This is a genomic window from Scytonema sp. HK-05 (assembly GCF_963872035.1).
In the GTDB taxonomy this organism is placed as follows: Bacteria; Cyanobacteriota; Cyanobacteriia; order Cyanobacteriales; family Nostocaceae; genus Kalymmatonema.
In genome coordinates, this window is the sequence record NZ_CAWMYC010000096.1 from 1 (window position 1) to 22,917 (window position 22,917).

The 22,917-nt window shown below is 41.6% G+C and carries 13 protein-coding genes and 1 pseudogene; 8 read left to right on the top strand and 6 right to left on the bottom strand.

Going from position 1 to position 22,917, the window contains the following annotated elements; genetic code table 11:
• A partial coding sequence (locus AACT52_RS14935) for a beta strand repeat-containing protein (protein WP_073631788.1) occupies positions 1-2,561 on the top strand: 2,561 nt, incomplete at its 5' end.
• A 32-nt stretch (positions 2,562-2,593) separates the two neighbouring features.
• Positions 2,594-5,467 (top strand): CHAT domain-containing protein, encoded by a 2,874-nt coding sequence (locus AACT52_RS14940; RefSeq protein WP_233153946.1) that lies wholly within the window; start codon positions 2,594-2,596, stop codon positions 5,465-5,467.
• 131 nt (positions 5,468-5,598) lie between these two features.
• On the opposite strand, the gene AACT52_RS14945 is transcribed toward AACT52_RS14940, so the two are convergent.
• A complete protein-coding gene (locus AACT52_RS14945; protein WP_233153947.1) occupies positions 5,599-6,330 on the bottom strand; it encodes a DUF928 domain-containing protein in 732 nt (243 codons plus the stop codon).
• Between the two features lie 205 nt (positions 6,331-6,535).
• On the opposite strand from AACT52_RS14945, the pseudogene AACT52_RS14950 reads away from it, so the two are divergent.
• Positions 6,536-7,059, top strand: a pseudogene (locus tag AACT52_RS14950) (helix-turn-helix domain-containing protein); the annotation flags it as partial.
• A gap of 805 nt (positions 7,060-7,864) precedes the next feature.
• Here the strand turns inward: AACT52_RS14950 and AACT52_RS14955 are convergent.
• Together AACT52_RS14955 and AACT52_RS14960 are read right to left on the bottom strand one after the other, a co-directional pair.
• A complete protein-coding gene (locus tag AACT52_RS14955) occupies positions 7,865-8,500 on the bottom strand; it encodes a DUF4255 domain-containing protein (protein ID WP_073631794.1) in 636 nt (211 codons plus the stop codon).
• A 505-nt stretch (positions 8,501-9,005) separates the two neighbouring features.
• Positions 9,006-9,431, bottom strand: a complete 426-nt coding sequence (locus AACT52_RS14960; RefSeq protein WP_073631796.1) for a CVNH domain-containing protein — start codon at positions 9,429-9,431, stop codon at positions 9,006-9,008.
• A gap of 293 nt (positions 9,432-9,724) precedes the next feature.
• Here AACT52_RS14960 and AACT52_RS14965 point away from each other — a divergent pair, with 293 nt between their 5' ends.
• The gene (locus AACT52_RS14965) at positions 9,725-12,016 is read left to right on the top strand and encodes a hypothetical protein (RefSeq protein WP_073631798.1); all 2,292 of its coding nucleotides are present in this window, start codon (positions 9,725-9,727) and stop codon (positions 12,014-12,016) included.
• An 82-nt stretch (positions 12,017-12,098) separates the two neighbouring features.
• A complete protein-coding gene (locus AACT52_RS14970; RefSeq protein ID WP_073631800.1) occupies positions 12,099-14,336 on the top strand; it encodes a COG1470 family protein in 2,238 nt (745 codons plus the stop codon).
• A gap of 629 nt (positions 14,337-14,965) precedes the next feature.
• On the opposite strand, the gene AACT52_RS14975 is transcribed toward AACT52_RS14970, so the two are convergent.
• On the bottom strand, positions 14,966-15,097 hold the full coding sequence (locus AACT52_RS14975) for a hypothetical protein (protein ID WP_272937100.1): 132 nt from the start codon (positions 15,095-15,097) through the stop codon (positions 14,966-14,968).
• Positions 15,098-15,148: 51 nt separating this feature from the next.
• Between AACT52_RS14975 and AACT52_RS14980 the strand changes: the two genes are divergently transcribed.
• Positions 15,149-16,093: a c-type heme family protein gene (locus AACT52_RS14980; RefSeq protein ID WP_233153948.1), complete on the top strand. Its 945-nt coding sequence runs from the start codon at positions 15,149-15,151 to the stop codon at positions 16,091-16,093.
• A gap of 26 nt (positions 16,094-16,119) precedes the next feature.
• Here the strand turns inward: AACT52_RS14980 and AACT52_RS14985 are convergent, their stop codons facing one another.
• Entirely contained in the window at positions 16,120-17,787 is a 1,668-nt protein-coding gene (locus AACT52_RS14985) for a serine/threonine protein kinase (protein WP_073631802.1), read from the bottom strand.
• 754 nt (positions 17,788-18,541) lie between these two features.
• Between AACT52_RS14985 and AACT52_RS14990 the strand changes: the two genes are divergently transcribed.
• Positions 18,542-20,167 carry a serine/threonine protein kinase gene (locus AACT52_RS14990; RefSeq protein WP_073631806.1) on the top strand — a complete coding sequence of 542 codons (1,626 nt, stop codon included), beginning with the start codon at positions 18,542-18,544 and terminating at the stop codon, positions 20,165-20,167.
• A gap of 487 nt (positions 20,168-20,654) precedes the next feature.
• On the opposite strand, the gene AACT52_RS14995 is transcribed toward AACT52_RS14990, so the two are convergent.
• A complete protein-coding gene (locus tag AACT52_RS14995) occupies positions 20,655-22,640 on the bottom strand; it encodes an FHA domain-containing protein (RefSeq protein WP_083630328.1) in 1,986 nt (661 codons plus the stop codon).
• A gap of 34 nt (positions 22,641-22,674) precedes the next feature.
• Here AACT52_RS14995 and AACT52_RS15000 point away from each other — a divergent pair, with 34 nt between their 5' ends.
• Entirely contained in the window at positions 22,675-22,872 is a 198-nt protein-coding gene (locus AACT52_RS15000; RefSeq protein WP_143172794.1) for a hypothetical protein, read from the top strand.
• The last annotated feature ends 45 nt before the right edge of the window (positions 22,873-22,917 follow it).

Genomic DNA, 22,917 nt, shown 5'->3' on the forward strand with positions numbered 1-22,917 from the left:
AGGGAATTAAGAACATTCTCACTCGCGTCACAGGGACTAGTCGCTCCGAGATTCTGGGGAGGCTTGGTGTATTAGGTAATGCCAACTTGTTTTTGCTCAATCCCAATGGAATTTTATTTGGTCAGAATGCGCAATTGGATATTGATGGTTCGTTTGTGGCGACTACAGCCAATGCTATAGGGTTTGGCAATCTGGGATTTTTCAGTGCCTCGAATCCCGGAGTCCCCTCACCCTTGCTAACAATCAATCCTTCGGCTTTACTGTTCAATCAAATTGCGGCTGCCCCAATTCAAAATAACTCAACTGCACCGGCAGGATCTACTCAGGCTGGAGCGGATGCATTTGGTCTACGTGTTCAGGATGGTCGGAGTTTGCTGCTAGTAGGCGGCAACATTAGCATGAATGGTGGAGGGTTGAATGCTTTTGGTGGACGAATCGAGTTAGGTGGGTTAGCTAATGGGGGAACAGTTGGGTTGAATGGGGATGGTAATAATCTGAGTTTGAGTTTCCCGAATAGTGTAGAAAGAAGCGATGTTTCCCTTAGCAATGGCGCGCAAGTCAATGTATTTGCTAGTGATAGTGGTAGTATCGCAGTTAATGCCCGGAATTTAGAGATGACGGGAGTGAGTCGCCTGTATGCAGGCATAGAGAATGGACTGGGTTCTAATAATAGTAAGGCGGGAAATATTGCGGTTAATGCCACGGTCGCAATAAACCTTAACAATGAGAGTGCGATTGCTAATCAGGTGCTAGAAGGAGCAAAAGGACAGGGAGGCGATGTCAATATCAGTGCTAACACCTTGCGGCTTGAGGGTGGGGCACAGGTAGGTAGTTTTACATTTGGTGCGGGCAAGGGGGGTTCTTTGAGTGTTGATGCCCAAGATGTGCAAATCATTGGTGAAAGGTCGGATGGTCAGTTTCTCAGTGCCTTGGCTGCTACCGCAGATGGAAACTCAACAGGGGATGGGGGTGATCTTACGCTCAGAACTAATACCTTGCTAGTACGAGATGGGGCACAGGTACAAACTACAACATTTGGTGCGGGCAAGGGAGGTTCTTTGAGGGTTGATGCCCAAGATGTGCAACTGATTGGTACAAGCGCCGATGGTCAGTTTAGCAGTGGCTTGTTTGCTTCCGCAAATCCAAACTCAACAGGGGATGCAGGTAATTTAACGATTAAAACGAATACCTTGCTAGTGCAAGATGGGGCAGCGGTATTTGGTTCTACATATGGTGCGGGCAAGGGGGGTTCTGTGAGCGTTGATGCCCAAGATGTACAAATCATTGGTACAAGCGCTGTTGATGGGACTGCCAGTGCCTTAATTACTTCCGCACTGCCAAACTCAACAGGGGATGCGGGTGATCTTACGGTCAGAACTAATACCTTGCTAGTGCGAGATGGGGCACAGGTAGATGCTACAACATTTGGTGCGGGCAAGGGGGGTTCTGTGAGCATTGATGCCCAAGATGTGCAAGTCATTGGTGAAAGCGCTGATGATGGGAGTGTCAGTAAGTTGGCTGCTTCTGCACAACCAGATCGAGAAGAGCCAACAGGGGATGCGGGTGATCTTACGGTCAGAACTAATACCTTGCTAGTGCGAGATGGGGCACAGGTACTTACTGCCACTTTTGGTGCGGGCAAGGGGGGTTCTTTGAGAGTTGATGCCCAAGATGTGCAAATCATTGGTACAAGCGCTGTTGATGGGACTCCCAGTGGCTTGATTGCTGGCGCACGGAACTCAACAGGGGATGCAGGTGATTTGACGATTAATACCACTGAGTTGCTGATTCAGGATGGGGCACAAGTTACTGCCCAGGGGCGCAGTCAGGGAAATGCAGGCAACATCACTATTAATGTTGACAGACTCTTAAGGGCTACTAACGGTGATATCATCACTACTGCAGACCGCTCTTCCGGAGGTGCCATCACCATTACAGCAAAGGACATCCGCCTGTTTGGTGATAGCGACATTACGACCAACGTCTTCAGTGGCGTAGGTGGCGGTGGTAACATCAACCTCAATGCTAACTCCATCATCGCCCTCAATGACAGCGATATCCTTGCATTTGCCCGAGATGGAAGAGGCGGTAACATCACCCTTAACACCCCCGCTTTCTTCGGTCAAAACTATCAACCTATTCTTTCTGGTGCAGATCGCCTCACCCTAGATGGTAACAACCGCGTTGATCTCAATGCCACTGGTGATTTGTCCTCCGGCATCATCACCTTACCTGAAACTAGCTTGGTTCAAAATAGCTTTATTGAGTTACCTCAAAACCTGATCGACACTAGCAGCTTGATTGCCAGTAGCTGTATTGCACGCCGTAATCAAAAGCAACAGGGGAGTTTCATGATCACAGGTTCTGGTGGCTTGCCGTTTCGTCCCGGAGACGCTGTGATGTCCCAGTATGCGACTGGCAGTGTGCGTACAATATCAAATGCTTCCGCATCAGGAAACTCTACTCGTCGTGCTTGGCAAAAAGCTTCGCCGATTGTGGAAGCTCAAAATGTGTATCAACTTCCTTCAGGACAGCTTGTTTTAAGCCGTGAGTGTCCTTGATAACGTTTGCTTTTCGTTATAGGAGGTGCTCTATGGACAATCAATCTGACTTTTCACATCATGTGGAAAAACCAACGCAAAACCTAACCCCCCAGCCCCCTTCCCTAAAAGGGAAGAGGGAGAATTCAAAGCCTCTCTCCTTGCAGGAGAGAGGTTTGGAGAGAGGTTTTCCAGAACCCGTGAAAAGTAAGGACAATCAATACCGTAAATCTACTCGATATCGGTTACTAGGAATTCTATTTCTTTGCAGCCTCACCTTTTGCTTATGGGTAAATAATAATGTGCCATTCATCACTTCTCAATCGAAAATAGGGGAAGTGGTACACGCACAAACTCCTGATGCTAGTAAATTAGTACAACAAGGTGTTCAAAGTTACCAAAGCGCAAATTTTTCAGATGCGATTAAATATTGGCAATCCGCTTTAAATATTTACAAAACGACTCACAACTCTGCAAATGCAACGATAGTTTTAGAGAATTTAGCAAGGGCGTATCAACAAATCGGTCAAATGGACAAGTCCATCACTCATTGGGATGCAGTCATTGCTTACTATCGTCAAATACAAGATAGCCAGCAAATGGGACGAATGCTCACTGAACTTGCTCAAGTCTACAGCAGCTTAGGACAACCCAAAAAGGCGATCGCTCTATTATGTGGTGTATTGGCACAAGAACCTAAGCAACAACAACCAGCCAAAGAACCTGTTTGTCTGCAACAAAGTGCATTGCAAATTTCTCGTTATCAAAAAGATCAACGGGGGGAAGCAGCAGCCTTAGGAAGTCTTGGGGAAGCTTATCGTTTGATGGGTGATTACGAGCAAGCTATTAAATATCTTGAGAGTGCTCAAAAGATTGCTCCCAACGATTATAACTTTTTAGTGCTCAATAGTTTAGGCAATACCTATGCTAGCCAGGCGCAGTTGTGGGAACTGCGTGCTAAATCTGCTCAAAGTAGCGGTGTCCCCCGGGCTGAGCAGTTCAAGCAAAACGCTAAAAGTTTTTACCAAAAAGCTTCAGAGACATTTCAGTCTAGTCTTAACAAAGCTCGCCAAAGTGACCAGCTTGCTCAAGCGTCAGCACTAAGCAATTTAATTCAGCTTTATTATCGCACCAAAGTTGACTCTAGCCAACTTGACACAGCGGTGAAAGAAGCTTTAGCCCTACTAGAAAAGTTACCGGATTCTACCCAAAAAGTTTATATAGCAATAGATTTGGCGAATCTCCCAGCTATTGGAGCTGATGATGCTGCGACAACTTATATGACTTCTGCAACCTCACGCTTAACTCAATGTCCCGTAAAAGGACTACTACCAGATGCAGAAGTTGTTCTACTACTCAACAATGCTATTAAAACCGCTGAAAGTCTCAAAAATTCTCGCTCAGCATCTTTTGCAAATGGCTCACTAGGTCATTTTTATGAATGTCGTCAAGAATATGAACAAGCTTTAAAACTCACTCAAGAGTCACTTTGGCAAGCTGAACAAGGATTATTGGCAAAAGATAGCCTTTATTTGTGGGAGTGGCAAGTGGGACGAATTTTGAAAGCGCAGGGGAAAAAGTCGGAAGCAGCAACAGGTTATCAAAAAGCATATTCTACTCTAGAAGATATCCGTAGTGATATTTTAAATGCTGATAGAAACTTACAATTTGATTTTCGGGATGTCGTTGAGCCTTTTTACAGAGAATTCGCTCAGTTAGAGCTAGAGCAAGCTTCTTTATCATCGATTGAAAATAAAACTCGCTTTCAGCAACTTACAACTGCGGTGTCAACTATAGATTCTCTCAGATTGGCAGAATTACAAAATTATTTTGGAAATGATTGTATAGTAGTCGCCATTAGTAACTCGAAAAATATTGATGAGCTACTAGGAAAAGATACTGCTGTTTTTAGCTCGATTATTTTCGATGATAAAACTGCGATTATACTCAGTCTCCCAAATGGCACCAAGCGGTTGCACTGGATAAATGAGAAGCGCAAAACTCTGGAAGGACAAGTTAACGAATTTCGCGAAGGGCTGCAAGACCAATTGTCAGCGATCGTCGATTATAATAAATCCTCAGCACAGAAACTCTATAACTGGATTATTCGTCCTTTCGAGGCTGATTTCAATCCAAATCAAATTAAAACTCTTGTTTTCATCCAAGACAGTTTCCTACGAAGTATTCCCATAACTGCGCTTCATGATGGGGAGAAATATTTGATTGAGAAGTATGCTACTGTTACCACACCTAGTTTACGTCTAACAGCGTCTAATCAACAGAATATTCAAAGAAATCGAGCTTTAATCTTGGGCTTAACCACAAAAGCTAAAGTCGATGAAAAAGACTATCCAGCTTTACTACAAGTAGATTCAGAAATTCAGGTGGTTAAAGAACAATTTCCGCGTAGCAAACAGTTAAAAAATACAGATTTCAACCAGAGAAGACTAGAAAAAGAACTAGATAGAGTTAACTATCCGATTATTCACATCGCAACTCACGCTCAGTTTGGTACACTTGCAGAAGATACTTTTCTAGTCACAGGAGACAACAATAAACTTACCATCAATGAGCTAGAACGTATACTCCGCCAAGTCAATGATGGTTCTGATTTGGTAGAATTGCTAACACTAACTGCTTGTCAAACTGCTGTAGGAGATGACCGTGCAACTCTTGGTTTAGCTGGTGTAGCTTTGCAGGCTGGCGTCAAAAGTGCCCTAGCTTCTCTTTGGTCTATCAGAGATGATTCCACATTAATGTTAGTCTCTGAATTTTACCGCAACTTACGCAACCCGGGTATGAGTAAAGCAGAAGCTTTGCGGCAGGCTCAAATTCAACTCATTAAAGCCAGACAATCAGACATGAATGACCAATTTGAACACCCCTATTACTGGGCACCGTTCATCTTAATTGGTAATTGGCTTTAACAGTTACCAGTTATCAGTTATCAGTTTCATCATTGGGGAAACACGACACCAAGAGCGTGGAAAGCGTTGGTGCCGGGTTTCAATCCCCCACCATACGCCTGTTCACTGTTGACTGTTCACTGTTCACTATTTTATGTTTGAGAGTTTATGATCGCCTTTACATTTTCAAATTTTTGCTGAATTTCTTGTTGCTCCTGAAGAGTTCCCTCTTGTTTTTCCGACTGCATAAGAGATTGCACCAGAGATGCACCAACTTCTCCTAGCTTACTATTTGGAGCCAATTTTAGAGCCTCTTCTAATGCATCGTACCACAAACTTTCATTGGCGAAAAGATTTACTCTTTGAGAACCATTGCCTGTCTTTGATAGTTTGTTTATAAAATCTGATGACGGTTTTACAACCAGAAATTCTGCTCTTTGAACTAAGAAGGCACCCTCTGGACAAAAGATAGCTACCTGCCAAAGATATCTTTTACCTACAGTTAATTCTGGCTGAGATTTTGGAAGAGAATATTTGTTAATTCCTTTTGAAGCTTGCAACTTAATGGGATTCCCTAGTTGTTTAAGGCGATTGTTTGTATCGAACTCAAAAATTCTGAAGTCTGTTTCATAAGAGTTGTATAAAAACCAGACAAATGTGGGGCGAAAAGAAGCTGTATATCCAACATGTGTCGTAGGGGCAAGAATGGTTAGGGGTATCTTTTCTTCTGAACATCCTCTAGTCCCTCCGGATCTTGATTGATCGCTAGGAGGCTTTTGAGTTTTGGGGGGTACGTAACCAGCTTTAGCTGTTGGACAAATAAACAGTAATAAGCTTAGGATAAAGCCTAGGTAGAGTTTGTAATTGATACGTTTGATGAGCAACCACAAGATTTGAGCGTTCATATCCCCCTACGTGTGTTGTTCATATTCCTACTTAATTTTAACAATAAAAAAATAGATATTTAACTAGAAAAAATTATAGTTATCATAAATATAGCAATCCTAAATCAGCTGTGAGAAAATACTGACTTAAAGATTGTTACCAAGTATAGCCGGCTGTAATGTAGATGCGATTGCGCAGAGCGCAGTGCCCCTTGGGCAATCGCTAACCGAATTTATAGAAAATAGTTCAGATTTCCGTGAAATCAAACGTGCGCTTGCGGTCAAAATGTTGCTTGAGGGTTATAAGCACGCTGCGATTCAGTCGCTAGTGAACGTGTCATCGGGATTTATCAATAAATGGAAACAAGCATTTTTTCAAGGCGGAGTTGAGGGTTTAAAGCTGGCTTACAAAAGGAGCCAGGATTTTTTAGAACCAGAACACAGACAAGAGGTAATCGAATGGTTAAAAACAAAAGCAACTTGGAATTTAAGCGAGTTAGAGTATGAAATTGCTAACAAGTATGGAGATATATTTCAGTCAAAACAAAGCTACTACGAGTTATTCGATGAAGCGAAGATAAATTGGAAAAAAACGCAAACACAGAATCCAAAACATGACCCAGAATTGGTAGCATCAAAAAAAAAGAAATTTGTGCCTTACTGTCAGCGCGACGTAGTGAAATTGAGGCGGGAGAGCTAATTGTATTCATGGTTGATGAATGTCACTTATACCCCTACACCCCCACACCCCTTTTTGGTCATATCCTTCTATAATGATTCTTTGCGATCGCCATGTCATTAGTCTGGTTATGGGTGACGATTACCTGTGACAGTTGCGTAAGCAGGGCTATTTCATTCTAAAAAGTTGCTTGAGTGTGTCTAACCCAAATGAACATAAACGCCCTTGCTTGTGCCATATTTTCAAACATTTGGTTTCGATATAAATTAAGAGTAAAATTACGAGCGATAGCAAAAATCTGAGGTAAAGGTTTAGTACGGATTCGAGAAGCTTCTTCTCCTTGGGTTACATCTCGAACAGTCCGGGACTTTATTTTCAACTCCCCAATATCCGCGAATGCGTTCGCGCAGCGTGCGCTTTGCGCTCTCGCCAAATTCTTGTACTGCATTTACTGAGCAATAACACATCTTTAAATGTTAAGAATAGGGGTATTGAGCCCCTATTCTTAACTGCCTTTCATCCCGCCGCTAAACTGGGTACAGTTATAGCGGGGGTCTTCAAGCGCGAGTTAAATAAATGGTACAAAGGCACGAAAGGAAAAAATCGAGAGGCAAACGCAACTGAACTTTATGAACTGGCAAAAAAGGGACATGAGCCTTCTTTACAGTTCTTACAAGAACCCGAAATAGGAATCTTGAAGGGGGGGTCACGACCTCACATTGATGCAAAAGGATTTTATGCAGAAGATTTACAGGACGAAACTAAGAGGGAGTATATCATTGAATACATTAAGCAAAAAATGAGGTCGTAGTTAAGTAGTTTTTGAATGAAGATAAAAAACATACATTCACAAGCTCAGATATTATTTTGACTTTGGCTATCAATAACAACCATTGATACTTGATAGCCAATAGATGGACGATATTGGGTTTGTAAAATAGACCATATTTTTGAAGTTTCTTCCATGTTGAAAAATTCTGGGCTAATTTTGATTTGCCCTATTTGCTGTGCTAGATCAGAGATAGATACTCTTGCTAGAGCTTGAGATAGAACACTGGAAATATTGACTGTTGAGGCATTTTTTAAAGCTGTGTAGATGCTGTCTTGCGTGAGTATCGATGTATCATGCAATAATTGCATCACGTACCCTAACAAAATTTCTGTTTGAAAATCTTTTGCTCCATAGACTGTAAGTAAATAATGAAGGTCAAGCGCTAGTGGCAGCTTTTTGGAGAGTGCTTCTCCTGTAAGTTGGGAGCGATGCTGGCGCAATTCCCGAGAAGTCCAGTCAGCATTGCGATTCTGTGTGACTTGGTAAAGAAACAAGTTAATCTGTGCACGCTCATCGGTTCCGATAGAGATGCGATCAGGCGGTAAAGCCGTTACACTCACATCGCCAACACTTGTTGTAATTAAGTCACTAACGAGACGGTTTTCGAGTAGATCCTTGAATACTGCTGTTACTGCTGCTATGGCGAGTGGATTAGTCATTCTACGATAGTTTTAGAAGTATTGTTTCGACTTTTGTTTAATTTGCCTTGTACCACAAACCTTGTAAAGACGCATTCGCGTTCTGAAGGAATAATTTCGCGTCTTTAATTATAATGAAGCATAAAAAATCTTACTTCTAAGGGACTTCCAAATTAAAAAATATCCAACTTTTCTTGTGGGGTCGGCATCCTTGCCCGCCCAGTTTCTAGGACGGGTGCCAATCCCATCCCACTCTTATTGGATAATTAATTTGTTGGAAATCCCTAAAAATTTAAGGACACAATATTATTGTGCCCTTAAATTGCTCTTATTTATTTACTGGGGAGCATCCCAAATGTTTAAATTGCCCACACACTAGAAGTCTGGGGGTACACAAACAAAGTTTACCTCCCCTGGCTAGAAATTAGTCCGCCTACGCGGACTATCTTTGTGTGCGCTTAAACTCCGCGATTTCTAATCGCCCAGTATTTTTGCAAAATTGGGATGCTTCCTATCTACTGTTGGCTTAATAACCGTAGCTCAAAACTCCATTAACATTGGTGATTCCAGAAATTTCAATAGCTGTATTATTGTATGAGCCATCTACTCTACGACAATAAGCTGATAGTGTATTTCCAGCAATATAAATCCGACTGCAAGAATTTTGATAAGTGCTATAAGCATTAGGGTTTGAGCGATAGCTCAAATTCCCATTGTTATTCTCAATTCCCCGGACTCTAATTGCTGTTCTATTGTATGAACCATCTACTCTACGGCAATAAGCTGATAGCGTGTCTCCTTGAATACGGATACGAGAACAACTGTTTGCATAACTAGTACTATCGTAAGCTTGTGCTTTACCAGTGTTGATGGAAGCAGCAGCTAAAATAGCACCGCAAGCTGCAACACCAATAATACGTGGTAATTTACCAAATTTGGAAAGATAAGACATGGTATTCTCCTTAATTAAACTTGTTTAGACCAAAAATTAATTCAAGATTGCTGAGAGGAAAAATGACATAAAAATAGAGTATAAAGAGAAGATTATTATCTACTGTTTACTACTCTATTTTTGAATATTATCGTTTGATTTAAATGTAAACAGAAAATGTCAAGAACTTGAAAAGATTTTAAGGCGATCGCCAAAATTAGACTAATGTCTATGCAATCAGGGCAATTCTCGATGACATGATTGTGTAGGGGCAGCAACTCAAAGCTAAACTGCTGCTAATAGCCCAATGGTGTATGGATAACCGTATTATTAATGCTAGTCTTTCAACTCAAAGTGTGACATTTAAACCGGGCGATGCGCCATCTACATTCGAGGTTACTGTCATTAATGGCAGTGATCGATTTGCTGCTTTTCAAATGGAAGTTGTAGCGGCTGGAGCAACTCGTAGTTCAGGTTCTCAGTGGTATCGTCTCTCACCAGAAGTTGCAGCCGCTAAGCCTCCTGGGGGTAGTACTCAATTCACTGTTGAAATTTTTGATACGCCATTACCCGCATTTACGGGCACTATAAATCTTACAGTTAGAATTTTTTCACCTCAATTACCCGAAGAGCGTAAACTGTTGGTGCGGCTAACAATTCAGCCAGGGGCAGCATCAACCCTATTAATTTTAGAACTGCCAGTGCGGCGGTTCCAAGTGTATCCCCGTAATTCAGTTGAAATAGTGGCAAGGGTGCGGAATATGAGCCCGCATTCAGTAGAGGCTTTACTTCGTCTTGATGGTATTTTTCCTTCTTGGCTAGGCAATGGTGCAGAACGAAGATTACTTCTAGAACCAGGTGCTCAAATCGAGGCAAGTTTTCCTTGTCAACCTCCATCAGCAAATCAAGCGCCTAGCGAAGACTACCCCTTTACTGTTAAAGCAATAAGTCGCGATGGTGCTTCAACCCAAGCTGATGGTGTGCTTGAAGTCTTACCAGTAGGCTTTGTTGGATTTACTGTGGAGCCACAAAAACAGGTCGTTCCCAGTCATGGGCAGTGGTGGCGGTTACCTGATCGCAAGTCTAACTCAACATCATTTCAATTGCTCTTTAGCAATAACAGCAATCTGCGTCAGCAAGTCGAGGTGCAACTTCAAGGCAGAGATTGGCGAAAATGCACTTATAAGTCAGTTCCTGAAAACGCAGAGCTGACTTTAGGAGAAGTTACTAAAGTCCTGCTCAATGTCGGCATAAAACGTCATTGGGTAGGATTGCCAAAAACTTTACGACTGGAAGCTAAAGCCCTACTATCAGATCAACGTTTGGGTAGTACCGATCCGACAACCCAGAGTCTTGATATAAAGGTTTTACCTATTATACCTTTATGGTTATTACTATCCTTACTAGCGCTACTCGCAGCACTGCTTGCACTTCTGCTGAGACCTCAACCTATCGGACATACAGGCATTGTAAATTCTGTGAGCTTTAGTGGTGATTCTTTCTCGGTTGTCAGTGGCTCAGATGATTGTACCATCCGTATTTGGTCAGTTGATGGCAATCATTTAAACCCTAAAGGAATGGCTGCAAGCCCTATTGCTGCTGCTTGTGATGGGAAACCACCTAAAGCTAAGGGTCTTTTGGCAGTCATTGGTCAGGCTGTACGAACTCTCCGTTTTATGCCCAAAGATAACGATCGCATTGCCGCTGGTTTAGAAAATGGAGAGATTCAATTCTGGAATGTACGGACACGGCAAAAGGAAAATACACTGCGCGATCCAAATGATATGACTAGCGATCGCGTATTTTCTCTCGTTTTTACTGAAAACTCACTTAACTTGTTTAGCGCTCATGGTAGCGGTAAGGTAAGACTATGGAAAAGGCCAGGACCGGGTACTAACTTTGTGTCGAACCCACAAGTTATTGATTTAGGGAAAGACATAAAGTATCCGATACAAGCTCTAGCCCTGAGTGAAGATGAGACTATTCTGGTTACGGTTGGCGACTTCAAGCGTGTTATTCTCATGAATCCAACCTCCCCAGAAACTACCTTGAGGCAATTATCAGCACCAGAGTTAACTGGTGGTGATGGTGACTTTGTTTGGAATGCCGCTTTTGCTCCTGGATCTCACATACTTGCAACCTCTGATTCTGATGGTTTTATTTCGATATGGGACCTGGATCAATGCGCTATTGTTAATAATTCTACTCCCGCTCAACAAGATACCAGTACTCCAACTTTGACTCCACAACAAAACAGTGCTAGTTCTACTTCACAAATTACCGATACCTCAACTACAGAGAACAAATTTATTCAGCAACAATGTAAATTGCGCGATCGCTGGCGTGCATCACAAACTTCAGTACGTGGTCTCGACTTCTATTTAGATGGGAGCAAATTAGTCACTGCTGGGGATGACGGAAAAATAATTGTTTGGCCTTTAACATCTGACAAAACATTAGATCGCGCAGCAGGGGCAAACGGTCAGGCTATTTACCGAGACTCCACTAAAATCAACACACTTGACCTAACAAAGGATGTTCAAGGAACTATGGTCGTAGATGGTGACGATGATTTTCAAGTACAACTCCACCGTTTGCCACAATAAGCGCAATAAACAAAGTTTATTCTTCCCTCTTCCGTCTTTCCTCTTCCCTACTCCTCCTGCTTCCCCTTACTCCCTCTTCAATATGCAAAACAAATCGAATCCACTATCGGTGATTATAGATCCTCCAGGTGTTCAACCGGCAATGCCTGGAGATACTGTTGAACTTTACGTTGTTGTTACCAATCAAAGTAAGCAAGGTGCCGTTATTGATGTATTTTTTGATGAGGCATCTGAAACTTTACATCAGTGGTCTAATTCATCTCGAGAAAGCTTAGCACTTGGTCCTCAACAGAGTAGCGAGTTAACATTTCAGTTCAATATCCCTGTAGATGCTTTGGCAGGAACCTATGACTATACCCTAGTTATAGATGCCCCCGAACATTTTCCCGAAGACACACCCATACAATACCCTCGCCAACTCAAGGTTATGCTCAAAGAGCATACTGTGGTTCGAGTTAATGACCCCACTTTTTCTTTAAAACCTGCGACTAACCCTAGCAACCCAGCAATTTTCAAACCCAAAGAATCTTTGCAGATTGAAGTGATGGTTGACAACCGTTCCAATCGAGTTGATCGCTTCCGCCTAGTGTGCCCAGATTTAGAAGATGATTGGTTTACAATTCGTTATCCCAATACAGGTGTAGAGGGACCGGGCGTATTAACTGGGACGAGTGGATTAGAACTGAACCCAAATACTAGAGGACGAATCCTGTTAGAATTAAAACCTCCTGCCGATGCATTTGCAGGTAGCTACTCGCCAACTGTTCGCCTATATTCAGCTAACTCTCCAGATTTAGTGCTACTAGATTTGGTATATATCCAAATTCCTCCCATATATTTACTCGATGTGGAACTACATATCCTTCGAGAAAAAGTGAGCAATACTTTTGGGCTATATGAAATAAAATTCACTAACCGAAGTAATATGCCACGGGATTTGAAACTTAGTATTAAAAGTCGAGATGAAGAACAACTATATAAATATGAATGCGACCCTCGTCGGGTACGAGTATTACCCAATAAAAGCACTAAAGCCAATTTGATAGTGAAACCTGGACCTTGGTGGAGACGACCACTATTTGGCTCAGGGCTTTCTCTTAACTTTGAAGTAGCCCTGCAAGACAAATATGAATACCCTTTACCTGAAAAATTACCTGAAGGAACTTTATTATGGAAATCTCGACCTTGGTGGCAAATTGTCCCATTTATTTTGACACTTTTAGGATGTGTAGTAGGAATTGTTTTTTTAATTTGGTTAGTGTTTTTGAAACCACCTGCTCCCCCACAGTTAGTTGCTTTTTCTCCAGATAGTATCAATTATATTGAAGGTGATGAAATACGTTTAGATTGGCAAATTCGTAACTTTCAACAAATTTCTAAGCTAGAGATTGATAATCAAGGGCAGACAAATAATCAAAGCCAAATTTCCAGCCCACCTCAGATTTTTGACTTTAGTAAGGGGATTCCCGATAAACTCAATAAAGTCTGTCAAGCACAAGTTAAATTCTTAACCTGTTCAAACTACAATACTGGCGTGACACAGCCAGGGAATTATACTTTTACGCTCAAACTCTATACTAAACGACAGAATAAAGCTTCTTATACTCAAAGTATCACAGTCAAAATCAATGAAAAACCAGCAGCTCAAGTTGCCAGTTTTCAATTAAATCAAAACCAGTACACTTCAGGCGATACAATGCTTTTAAGCTGGACAATCCAGAATCCAGCTCAACTCACACAACTGAAAGTTACTGGCAAAACAGACAGTGGAACCGAAAATGTGCTTGCAACGTATACTTCCGCTCAACTCAAAAAGTCATGTCAGCTAACAACTCAACTACTAACCTGTAAGAATATTTCTTTAAGTACTCCCGATCCAGGAAAATATACGTTTACACTCCAGGCTTTTTCTCAGCCAGGTAAGCCACCTAATTCCTTTCCAATAGACTCTACTATTAACATCGTAGCTAAACCACTTGAGATTATCTCTTTCACACTTAACGGTAGCCAAGAACCTAATATTGTTCTTCAACCCAACGAACCCGTTGTTTTGAAGTGGAAAGTCGAGGGCGAAGGTATTAGCGTTCAGCTTACGCCCTTTGGTACTGTTGATCCTTCAGGTTCATTAAACCTAGTGGCTAATGAAGCCTTACCAACTACAATTCAACTGACAGCCACTGATAAATTTGGTCATAGTGATTCAAAAGGATTTTCTGTTAAAGTCAGTACTCCCACTCCACCTGTACCAAATTCTCTATCTTCACCAAATTTTGTACCTTCTGTTCCTTTTATGCCATCACCAAGACCTAATGGTTTTTAACAGTTACCAGTTATCAGTTATCAGTTTCATCCTCCGGCGGAAACACCACACCAATTGGACCGTTCGTCAAGAGACGTACCGTAGGCATAAGCGTTGGTGGCTCTTTTAAATCCCCCACCATAGCAGGCGTTACTGCGTAGGTAGCTGTTCACTGTTTTAAGAGGGTGTTTTTTTAATTCGACTTTTAGCTAATTGTTTTTATACTGTTAATCTCAATAATATGTATTGAGATATAGAATTACTATTTGATTTTTGAACAAAGTTAAGTATTGTAGGGTGCGTTACGGATTTCATCCTAACGCACCAAATTCCTGGGCATGGTGCCGTACTCTCTTTGCTAACGCACCCTACGTATCTTTTCAAAAATCAAACCGGATTCCTATAGTTGATTGTGTTCATTTAATTTTGCCAACTCAGTAAGCATTCAGCTATCAATACGGTTCGGTTAAGATCCCCCCGCCTGCGGCACTCTGAAAAAGGGGGTAAAAGAGGGTTAAAAGCCCCCCTTTTTAAGGGGAGCCAGTGCGTTGGTGAGCCAGCGCTGCAGGAGGGTTTCCCTCCGCAGGCGACTGGCGAAAGGGTTTCCCGACTTGAAGCACCTGGCGTGGGTTGGGGGGATCTTCAAAATATTAAAACGTTAACCGAACCGTATTGAGCCAGCTATCAGGTTCATACTCTTGCAATGCTATCTCGTAAGCTAGCGGAATACCCCAATAGAGCAATTGCTCAAGTTCTAAGGGCTGAATGCCTATCCAATCCATCTTTAAAATCAACTAGCTGCTAAAAATATTTCCTTTCATTAAATAGCTCATATGCGTAAGAATCAGCAACTATCTAACAAGCTAAAAACACTGTCACAAAATCTAAAACTAGCTAACAAGTTCAACATCCTTCTGCTACTTGTTTTTCTAGGCAGTATTATAGGAGGTGGAATCATTTTCTCAAATGTGCTTGCGCAAAAAGCACAAGATGAAGTGGCTACTCAAGCAAATATTTTTCTCCAATCAATGGACTCTGTAAGAAACTATACTACTGATGACATAATTCCTCTTTTACAAAATCAACTGGAAACAAGTACGCAATTTATTCCACAAACAGTAGCAGCTTTTTCTGCAAGACAGGTTTTCGATAATATTCGGAAAAACGACCGATATCAAGATTTCGTTTATAAAGAAGCGGCGCTCGATCCAACTAATGTGCGAGATAAGGCTGATGACTTTGAAACGCAAATAATTAACCAATTTAGCAATAACCCAGCAAATACTGAACAATCTGGTTTTAGAGATCTTCCTTCAGGAAAAGCATTTTATATTGCTCGACGCCTAAATTTTGATAACCCAACTTGTCTTCAATGTCATTCAACTCCAGATAAAGCTCCAAAAAGTCAGTTAGCAATTTACGGAGACAAAAATGGTTTTGGTTGGCAACTCGACAAAACTCTTTTTGCTCAAATGATTTATATTCCTGCTGGAAAAGTTCTTCAACGCGCAAATCATTCTTGGTGGATAACAATGGCAATAGAAATTAGTATCTTTGCCATCATCATTATTGTTATTAACCTTTTACTAAGAAGGGCTGTTATTAAACCAATTATGCAAATATCAAAGCTAGCTCAAGCAGTTAGTACTGGTAAAGCTAGTTCTGATTTTGAACAAAAATCTAATGATGAAATTGGTATTTTAGCAGCCTCATTTAATAGAATGAAATCTAGCTTGGAGATAGCTATGAGGCTGATTGCTCAAAAAAATAATCAATAAATGATTTTATTTTTTGAACTTGAATCTTAACTCAACAAGCGAAGCCTAAACTCTTCAGCTTTTCTAGGGTTAGGAATTTCTTTTATTAAAACATTGACAAGTTCAACAGGAGAAATTTGCGGATAAGATGCCATAATTCCTTGAATGAGTGAAGGAGCTATAGGACCAATTAATTGAGATAATTCTTCTTCACATTCACGTAAAAAGCGCCTATCGATTGTTCCAATTTGCCAGTTAGAAGAACGTGGCTTAGTTTTATCAATAGGTTTTTGGCTAAATAATATTGCCTTTTTTTCAAACTCTTTTCGTTGTTGTGGAGAAAGATAAAGCATTAAATTTTCTACTAATTCTTTAATCCCAGATTTTCGTGCTGAAATATCTTGTATTAAAGTAGGGGCGATAGGTCCTATAATATCTGAGAGAATCTCAACCAGAGAATCCATTTCTAACGATAGGATTGCGTCTGAAAGTTCTTGTTCATAAGGGCTTAGTGGTCGATAAATAGTGTTTTCTTCATATTTTGTTTCGGAAGGAGATAAATTTTGGGCAATAGTTTCACCAGGAACAAGTGGCTTACGAACTGTTTCATCAAAATTATTTATTTGAGAAGGAGTTCGTGATTGTGCAATAGTTTGACCTTTATAATTTGGGGAAGGACGTGCAACAGTCTTTTCCTGTGGACTTTGGGGAGAACGTGCAACAGTTTTGTCCTCAGAACTATCGACTGGAGGTGACACCCGAGGAGTCGTTTTGCCTTCTACAACGACAGATGCTTGCAAAGCCTGCTTTAATTCATCTACCGTCGCAAAGCGATCATCGGGTGATTTTTGTAAACACTTCATTACTAGTGCTTCAAGTTCTGGTGACAATTGTGATAAACCAGGTAGCGATCGCAGTGGTATGGCGGGTTTAGTAGTATGAGCGATCGCCCAGGAAATTTCTGTAACTGTGCGTGTTTTGAATCCAAGACCAAATGGGTCGGTACCACTGAGCATTTCATAAATAATAATACCCAAACTGTAGATATCTGCACGTCCATCAAGATTTGCTACGACCTCCAACTGTTCGGGTGCAGCATAGTGATAGGTGCCTAAAAACATACTCGTGAGTTTGGTCTGTTCGGCAGAATCTTGACGAATTTTGGCAATGCCAAAATCTAAAATCTTGACTAGTTCTCCCAAGGTTGTGGGGACTAAAAAGATATTGTCAGGTTTTAAGTCACGATGAACCACCTGGATATGCTCGCTGACAGTCGCATGATTTCGCCATAAAGTCACTCCTTGATGAGCAAGGTGCAAACCATCACATACTTGAGCAATAACATTGACTGTCCGCTCTATAGAGAGCCGACCTTCACGTCGCAATAGTTGCCCTAAACTTAGTCCGCGTAGGTACTCCATGACATAGAAGGGATAGCCTTCCTTCGTTACCCCATAATCGGTCACTTGAACAATATGGTCACTTTTGAGCGCTGCAGACACAGCTACTTCCCGTTCAAAGCGCTTTCTTAACTCTGTTGAGGTCACTAAAGTGTCTTTGAGCAGTTTAAGTGCTACTTGCTGACCAAGTAGGGTATCCATAGCGAGGAAAACATCTCCCATACCACCTGCCCCTAGACGTTTGTCAAGGCGATAACGCTGGTGGTCGCCAATTAATTGACCTATCCAGGGATCTGACTGAGAAGAGGGTTTCATATGGTCAACCTTAAAATAGTTTGAAGTTAGTATTGTTTAACGGTTCTTTTAGGGGTTTTAAGTTGAAGCTTGAAAGGTTATATTAATAATTATACTGAACATATAAACAGGCTTTTCAACTTAACAACGCTATTGTTCAACAATTCCCCTTATAGCTAAATCTTACCGTTTTTGTAGAAACACGAGGGGGAGCATCCCAATTTTGCAAAAAGACTGGGCGATTAGAAATCGCGGCTACACAAACAAAGCCTGCCTCCGCAGGCTAGAAATTAGTCCGTCTAGGCGGACTTGGTTTGTGTAGCCCCAGGCTTCTAGTCTGTGGACAATTTAAACATTTAGGATGCTAGGAAGTAGGGAATTATGGAGGCATTTATTTCATTTATAACAGGATGCAGACGCTGGCGCTAAAGTGTTCTTAAAGATATTTTAGATAATTGATATTGCAGCCCAATAAAGACAAATTAGACGAAAGATTAATTTTTTTCTGGAGACGATCTGCTAGTTATTATGCTCAACCCTTGTCAGTGACTGAAACTTTATTATGTCTCTATTCAATAATTAATAAAATTTTATTTAATTATTTAACTGAGATTTTGCAGCTGTTCCAACAGCGAGGAGGCGAAGCCTCTAAACCCTCCCCTCGTTACCAGGTTGAATCTGGTAACGAGATATTAGAGCCTCTGGCTCTTGTTGAGTGCAAGATCTCAGTTAACTCAATATTATTCAACTTATCCAATTCAGAACAATTTGCCAGATGAAATCTCCTTCTCAACCAGATCCCTTAATAGGTCAAGTAATTGATGATCGCCAGCGTTACCGCCTTGAGAAACACCTAGAGGCGGGTGGTATGGGAAATGTTTTCCTCGCTATGGATACCCTGCTTGGTCAGCAAGTAGCACTTAAATTGCTCAAAGACACTCTAGTTACTTCTGAGGAAATGAAAAAGCGCTTTGAACGCGAAGTGGCTGTGTGTGTAGCGCTCAAAAGCGAACATATAATACAGATTACTGATTATGGAGTGACTCCAGAAGGCTATCCGTTTTATGTTATGGAGTATTTACAGGGGCAGAGTTTAAAACAACTGCTCAAGCAAGAGCACCAGATAAGTGTGGAAAAGACTGTTAGCATCATCACTCAAGTCTGTGATGGCTTGCGCCCTGCTCATCAAGGAGTGACTTTATGGAAAAAGGGGGCAACGACTAGTGTACATATCAAGGTTGTTCATCGTAACCTAAAACCAAATAATATCTTATTGGTGCCTACAACTTTTGGAGAATTGGTCAAGATTCTGGACTTCGGTATTGCCAAAATTCGTCAAGATTCAGCTGAACTTACGCAATTAACACAGACTTTTCGAGGTACTCATCGCTATGCTGCGCCCGAACAGTTACAACTGTCAACGGATTTAGATGGACGAGCAGATATTTACAGCTTGGGTGTCATTATTTATGAAATGCTCAGTGCTACTGATCCCTTTGGTCTTACATTAAAGACAAACACAGTTAGTGAGATGTCATGGGCTTTAGCTCATACCACTAAAACACCTGTGCCCTTGCGATCGCACTCAAGTTTATCAGAATTATCACCGCAATTAGAAGCAGTAGTGATGAAGTGTTTGGAAAAGTTACCAAGCGATCGCTTTGCAACAGTAGACGAGTTGAAGCAGGCTTTAGAAGCAGCGATCGTTGTAAAACCTGAGTCTCCTTTTAGGCTGTTAATTCCTCCTAATAAGAATTTAGCTAGTAGAACTTCACAGGACAATGATATTTTGCAACCAGTAGTTCCCACACAGCCAGGAATTATAACTCCAAAGAGTCCTCCGATCTCATTTTCGTCATCATCTGTGGAAGAAGTTCCCGACGCCACTATTGCTCAAAGTCACCCCTCTGTGGAAGAAGTTCCCGACGCCACTATTGTTCAAAGCCACCCCTCTGTGGAAGAAGTCCCCGACGCTACTGTTGCTCAAAGTCACCCCTCTGTGGAAGAAGTTCCCGACGCCAACGGCACTATTGTTCAGAGTACACCATCTATGAGAGTGCCTCCTGAAGCTACTATTGTTCAGAGTACACCATCTATGAGAGTGCCTCCTGAAGCTACTATTGTTCAGAGTACACCATCTATGAGAGTGCCTCCTGAAGCTACTATTGTTCAGAGTACACCATCTATGAGAGTGCCTCCTGAAGCTACTATTGCTCAGAGTACACCATCTAGGCAAACATTTCGCTCTCGCAGTATTCTAACTCAAACCATACTTATTTTTGGGATATCAATTGCTGTTGCTTTAGTTATATTTAGTGGAATCTATGCTTATAGAAAATTCCAGCATCGTCAACAAAATAGTTATGGCGAAGTAGGAAGTAGTAAGAAGTTTAGTGCTTAGATAAGTGCTGAACTTCTTATTACAAGATACTAGAAAGAAATAACATGAATTACTAGTAGCCAAAGAAATTTTGCTTTGCCTGAATAATTTCTGAAAAACCCGGTTTCTTCGAGAAACCGGGTTTTTGAACCCTGCAGAGTTGTCGTTTTTCGTTTTACTCCCTTCCCAGTCTAAGATTACCTATAGTGATTTACTTCTCTCTCTGTGTCCTCTGCGCCTCCCTACGGGTATGCCTATGGCTAACGCCACGGCTATCGCCGTTAGCGCAGGTCCTCCGGAGGAGGCACGGCACGTCTGAGCGCAGAGCGCACGCTACGCGTTGGCGTAGCCTGTCCGCAGGACTTACGACGAACGCCACTTGCTCTACTTGCGGAAACCCCAAGACCGCATCACCACCAACGCTTATGCCTACGGCACGTCTGAGGACGAACGGTCCAATTGGTGGGGGACTTAAACATGCGCGGATGAAACTGATAACTGATAACTGTTAAAAAGAGGTTATCTTATTTTTTACATACAGTAAAATTGCTTCTGCTGTTGGTAAATTTGTTGCAACTAAGACTTGATTGGCGTTACATAATCGTAAGAGCGCGTCTTCATTTGCCTGACTTTGAACTGGCAAAACATCTTTCAACAAAATGACTGCTAAGATATCCCCCGATCCAATCAAAGAAGCTACTGCTTGATGTCCTCCGGCGGGTACTGAAGCAGTCTTTTGAGAAGTAGCGAAACCAGTTTTTAGAAATAAGGTTTCACTGACGCTGGGTGTTGCAATTGTGAGGCACTTAGATAAAAAATCTTTATGTTGAGTAACAAAGTCTACTAAATCCGATTTTTTAGTATCATGAGCCATAAGAGCAATGTACTTTTTACTAAGAATCTCTAAAGCTTGGCTTGGAAGCTCAGGAGTTTGATTTGAGGTGTCAGAAACTTCTGTTTCCTGAGGCTCTTGAGAGGTATCTTCAAACATTGCTACTTCTTCACTTGCTTCTTTGATATCTGTATTGATAGTGATTTGAGAATTTTCCACTTCTTCCTCTTGAGAAGTTTTTTCTGTTTCTTCAAGCGTGTTAGCGATCGCATCAAGATTTTCTACCGCTTGAGTCTCGATATTAGTCTCTTCAAAAACTTTATTTTCATCTAGAGACAATTGAGTATTAACTGCTGGGTTTGGGTTTTCGTCTACTTCGTCTTCAACTTTAGAGATATGAGATGCTGGTTGAGAAATATCATTTTCATTCGTTTCATCTTCATCCGTTTCATCTTCATCCGTTTCATCTTCATGCGTTTCATCTTCATTCAAGGGCGATTGAAAGTTAACAACTGGGGTGGATTCCTCTTGCTGTTGTTCGTCTTCTTCCCAGTCTTCTTGGTCTAGAATTTCTGGTGTTTTGGTAGTAGCAGTAGAAACAGGAGTTTGCTGTTGTGAGACATGAGATGCTGGTTGAGGGATGTCATCTTCATCTTCATCCGTTTCATCTTCATTCAAGGGCGATTGAACGTTAACAACTGGAGTAGATTCCTCTTGCTGTTGTTCGTCTTCTTCCCAGTCTTCTTGGTCTAGAATTTCTGGTGTTTCGGTAGTAGCACCAGAAACAGGAGTTTGCTGTTGTAAGACATCAGATGCTGATTGAGGGATGTCATCTTCATCTTCATCCGTTTCATCTTCATCCAAGGGCGATTGAACGTTAACAACTGGAGTAGATTCCTCTTGCTGTTGTTCGTCTTCTTCCCAGTCTTCTTGGTCTAGAATTTCTGGTGTTTCGGTAGTAGCACCAGAAACAGGAGTTTCGTCTTCTGAGACATGAGATGCTGATTGAGAGATGTCACCTTCATGTAAGAGCAATTGAGTGTCAACTGCTGGAATTACTGCCTGGTCTTTATCTACGGCTGATGTTTCAACATTAGGTTCTGAGGATTCGGCTTTTTCTGGAGGCTGAATATAAGTCGATTCTCCAGATTGTTGAACCAATAATTGAGGAACCTCAGTGACAAAAGGTTTAGCAACTTCATTCACTCCATTCGGATCTTCAGCCATGATCCTAGAGACTTCGTTTTCTGGCTTCACTGCGCGATCCTTTATAGCTGCCATAGCTGCTTGCCAATCCATATTCAATACTGTGGCTGCTAATGCTTCAGGCTCTTCACTATTTTGATTGATTTCTTCCATCACCAAAAGGAATTCGCCAATGCGGACAACATCACCAGACTTCAGCATATAAACTTCGTTTGGTTCAGCAAGTTTATCGTTCACTAAGGAGCCATTAATACTACCCAAATCAGAGTAAGAGTAATTCCCATCATGTAAGAAGAACTTGCCATGTTGACGACTCACATCGAGACTATCGAGAACTAGACCAGATTTAGGAGAACGTCCAATAATGTACTCGTTGTTTTCATTAGGAACTAGGTCAAGGTTAACCTCGTTGATTTTACCTAATGTTTCTGCGTTCAAAACTCTTACTTTCATCATAAAATCTAATTTTTAATAGGTTGACTTTTTAGGAGTGATTATTGGTAAGCATTCAGCCATCAACTATCAGCTATCAGCAATTAGGGATGTTTCAGCGATCGCGCGCGATCGTAGTTTTTACAAAGATTTAGGACTTACGCACACCTTACGAATTCTTGGCGTTCTTGGCGACGCCAGTCGCCTGCGGAGGGAAACCCTCCTGCAGCGCTGGCTCGTCTTGGCGGTTCGATAAATTAAGCTTAGGGGCAATTTTCGCGTAAGTCCTGAGATTTTTAAG

What these genes read in the sequence shown, in the direction of transcription:
- AACT52_RS14940 (WP_233153946.1), top strand. Translation starts at nt 2,594, where the DNA reads ATGGACAATCAATCTGACTTTTCACATCATGTGGAAAAACCAACGCAA.
- AACT52_RS14955 (WP_073631794.1), bottom strand. Translation starts at nt 8,500, where the DNA reads ATGACTAATCCACTCGCCATAGCAGCAGTAACAGCAGTATTCAAGGAT.
- AACT52_RS14960 (WP_073631796.1), bottom strand. Translation starts at nt 9,431, where the DNA reads ATGTCTTATCTTTCCAAATTTGGTAAATTACCACGTATTATTGGTGTT.
- AACT52_RS14965 (WP_073631798.1), top strand. Translation starts at nt 9,725, where the DNA reads ATGGATAACCGTATTATTAATGCTAGTCTTTCAACTCAAAGTGTGACA.
- AACT52_RS14970 (WP_073631800.1), top strand. Translation starts at nt 12,099, where the DNA reads ATGCAAAACAAATCGAATCCACTATCGGTGATTATAGATCCTCCAGGT.
- AACT52_RS14975 (WP_272937100.1), bottom strand. Translation starts at nt 15,097, where the DNA reads ATGGATTGGATAGGCATTCAGCCCTTAGAACTTGAGCAATTGCTCTAT.
- AACT52_RS14980 (WP_233153948.1), top strand. Translation starts at nt 15,149, where the DNA reads ATGCGTAAGAATCAGCAACTATCTAACAAGCTAAAAACACTGTCACAA.
- AACT52_RS14985 (WP_073631802.1), bottom strand. Translation starts at nt 17,787, where the DNA reads ATGAAACCCTCTTCTCAGTCAGATCCCTGGATAGGTCAATTAATTGGC.
- AACT52_RS14990 (WP_073631806.1), top strand. Translation starts at nt 18,542, where the DNA reads ATGAAATCTCCTTCTCAACCAGATCCCTTAATAGGTCAAGTAATTGAT.
- AACT52_RS14995 (WP_083630328.1), bottom strand. Translation starts at nt 22,640, where the DNA reads ATGATGAAAGTAAGAGTTTTGAACGCAGAAACATTAGGTAAAATCAAC.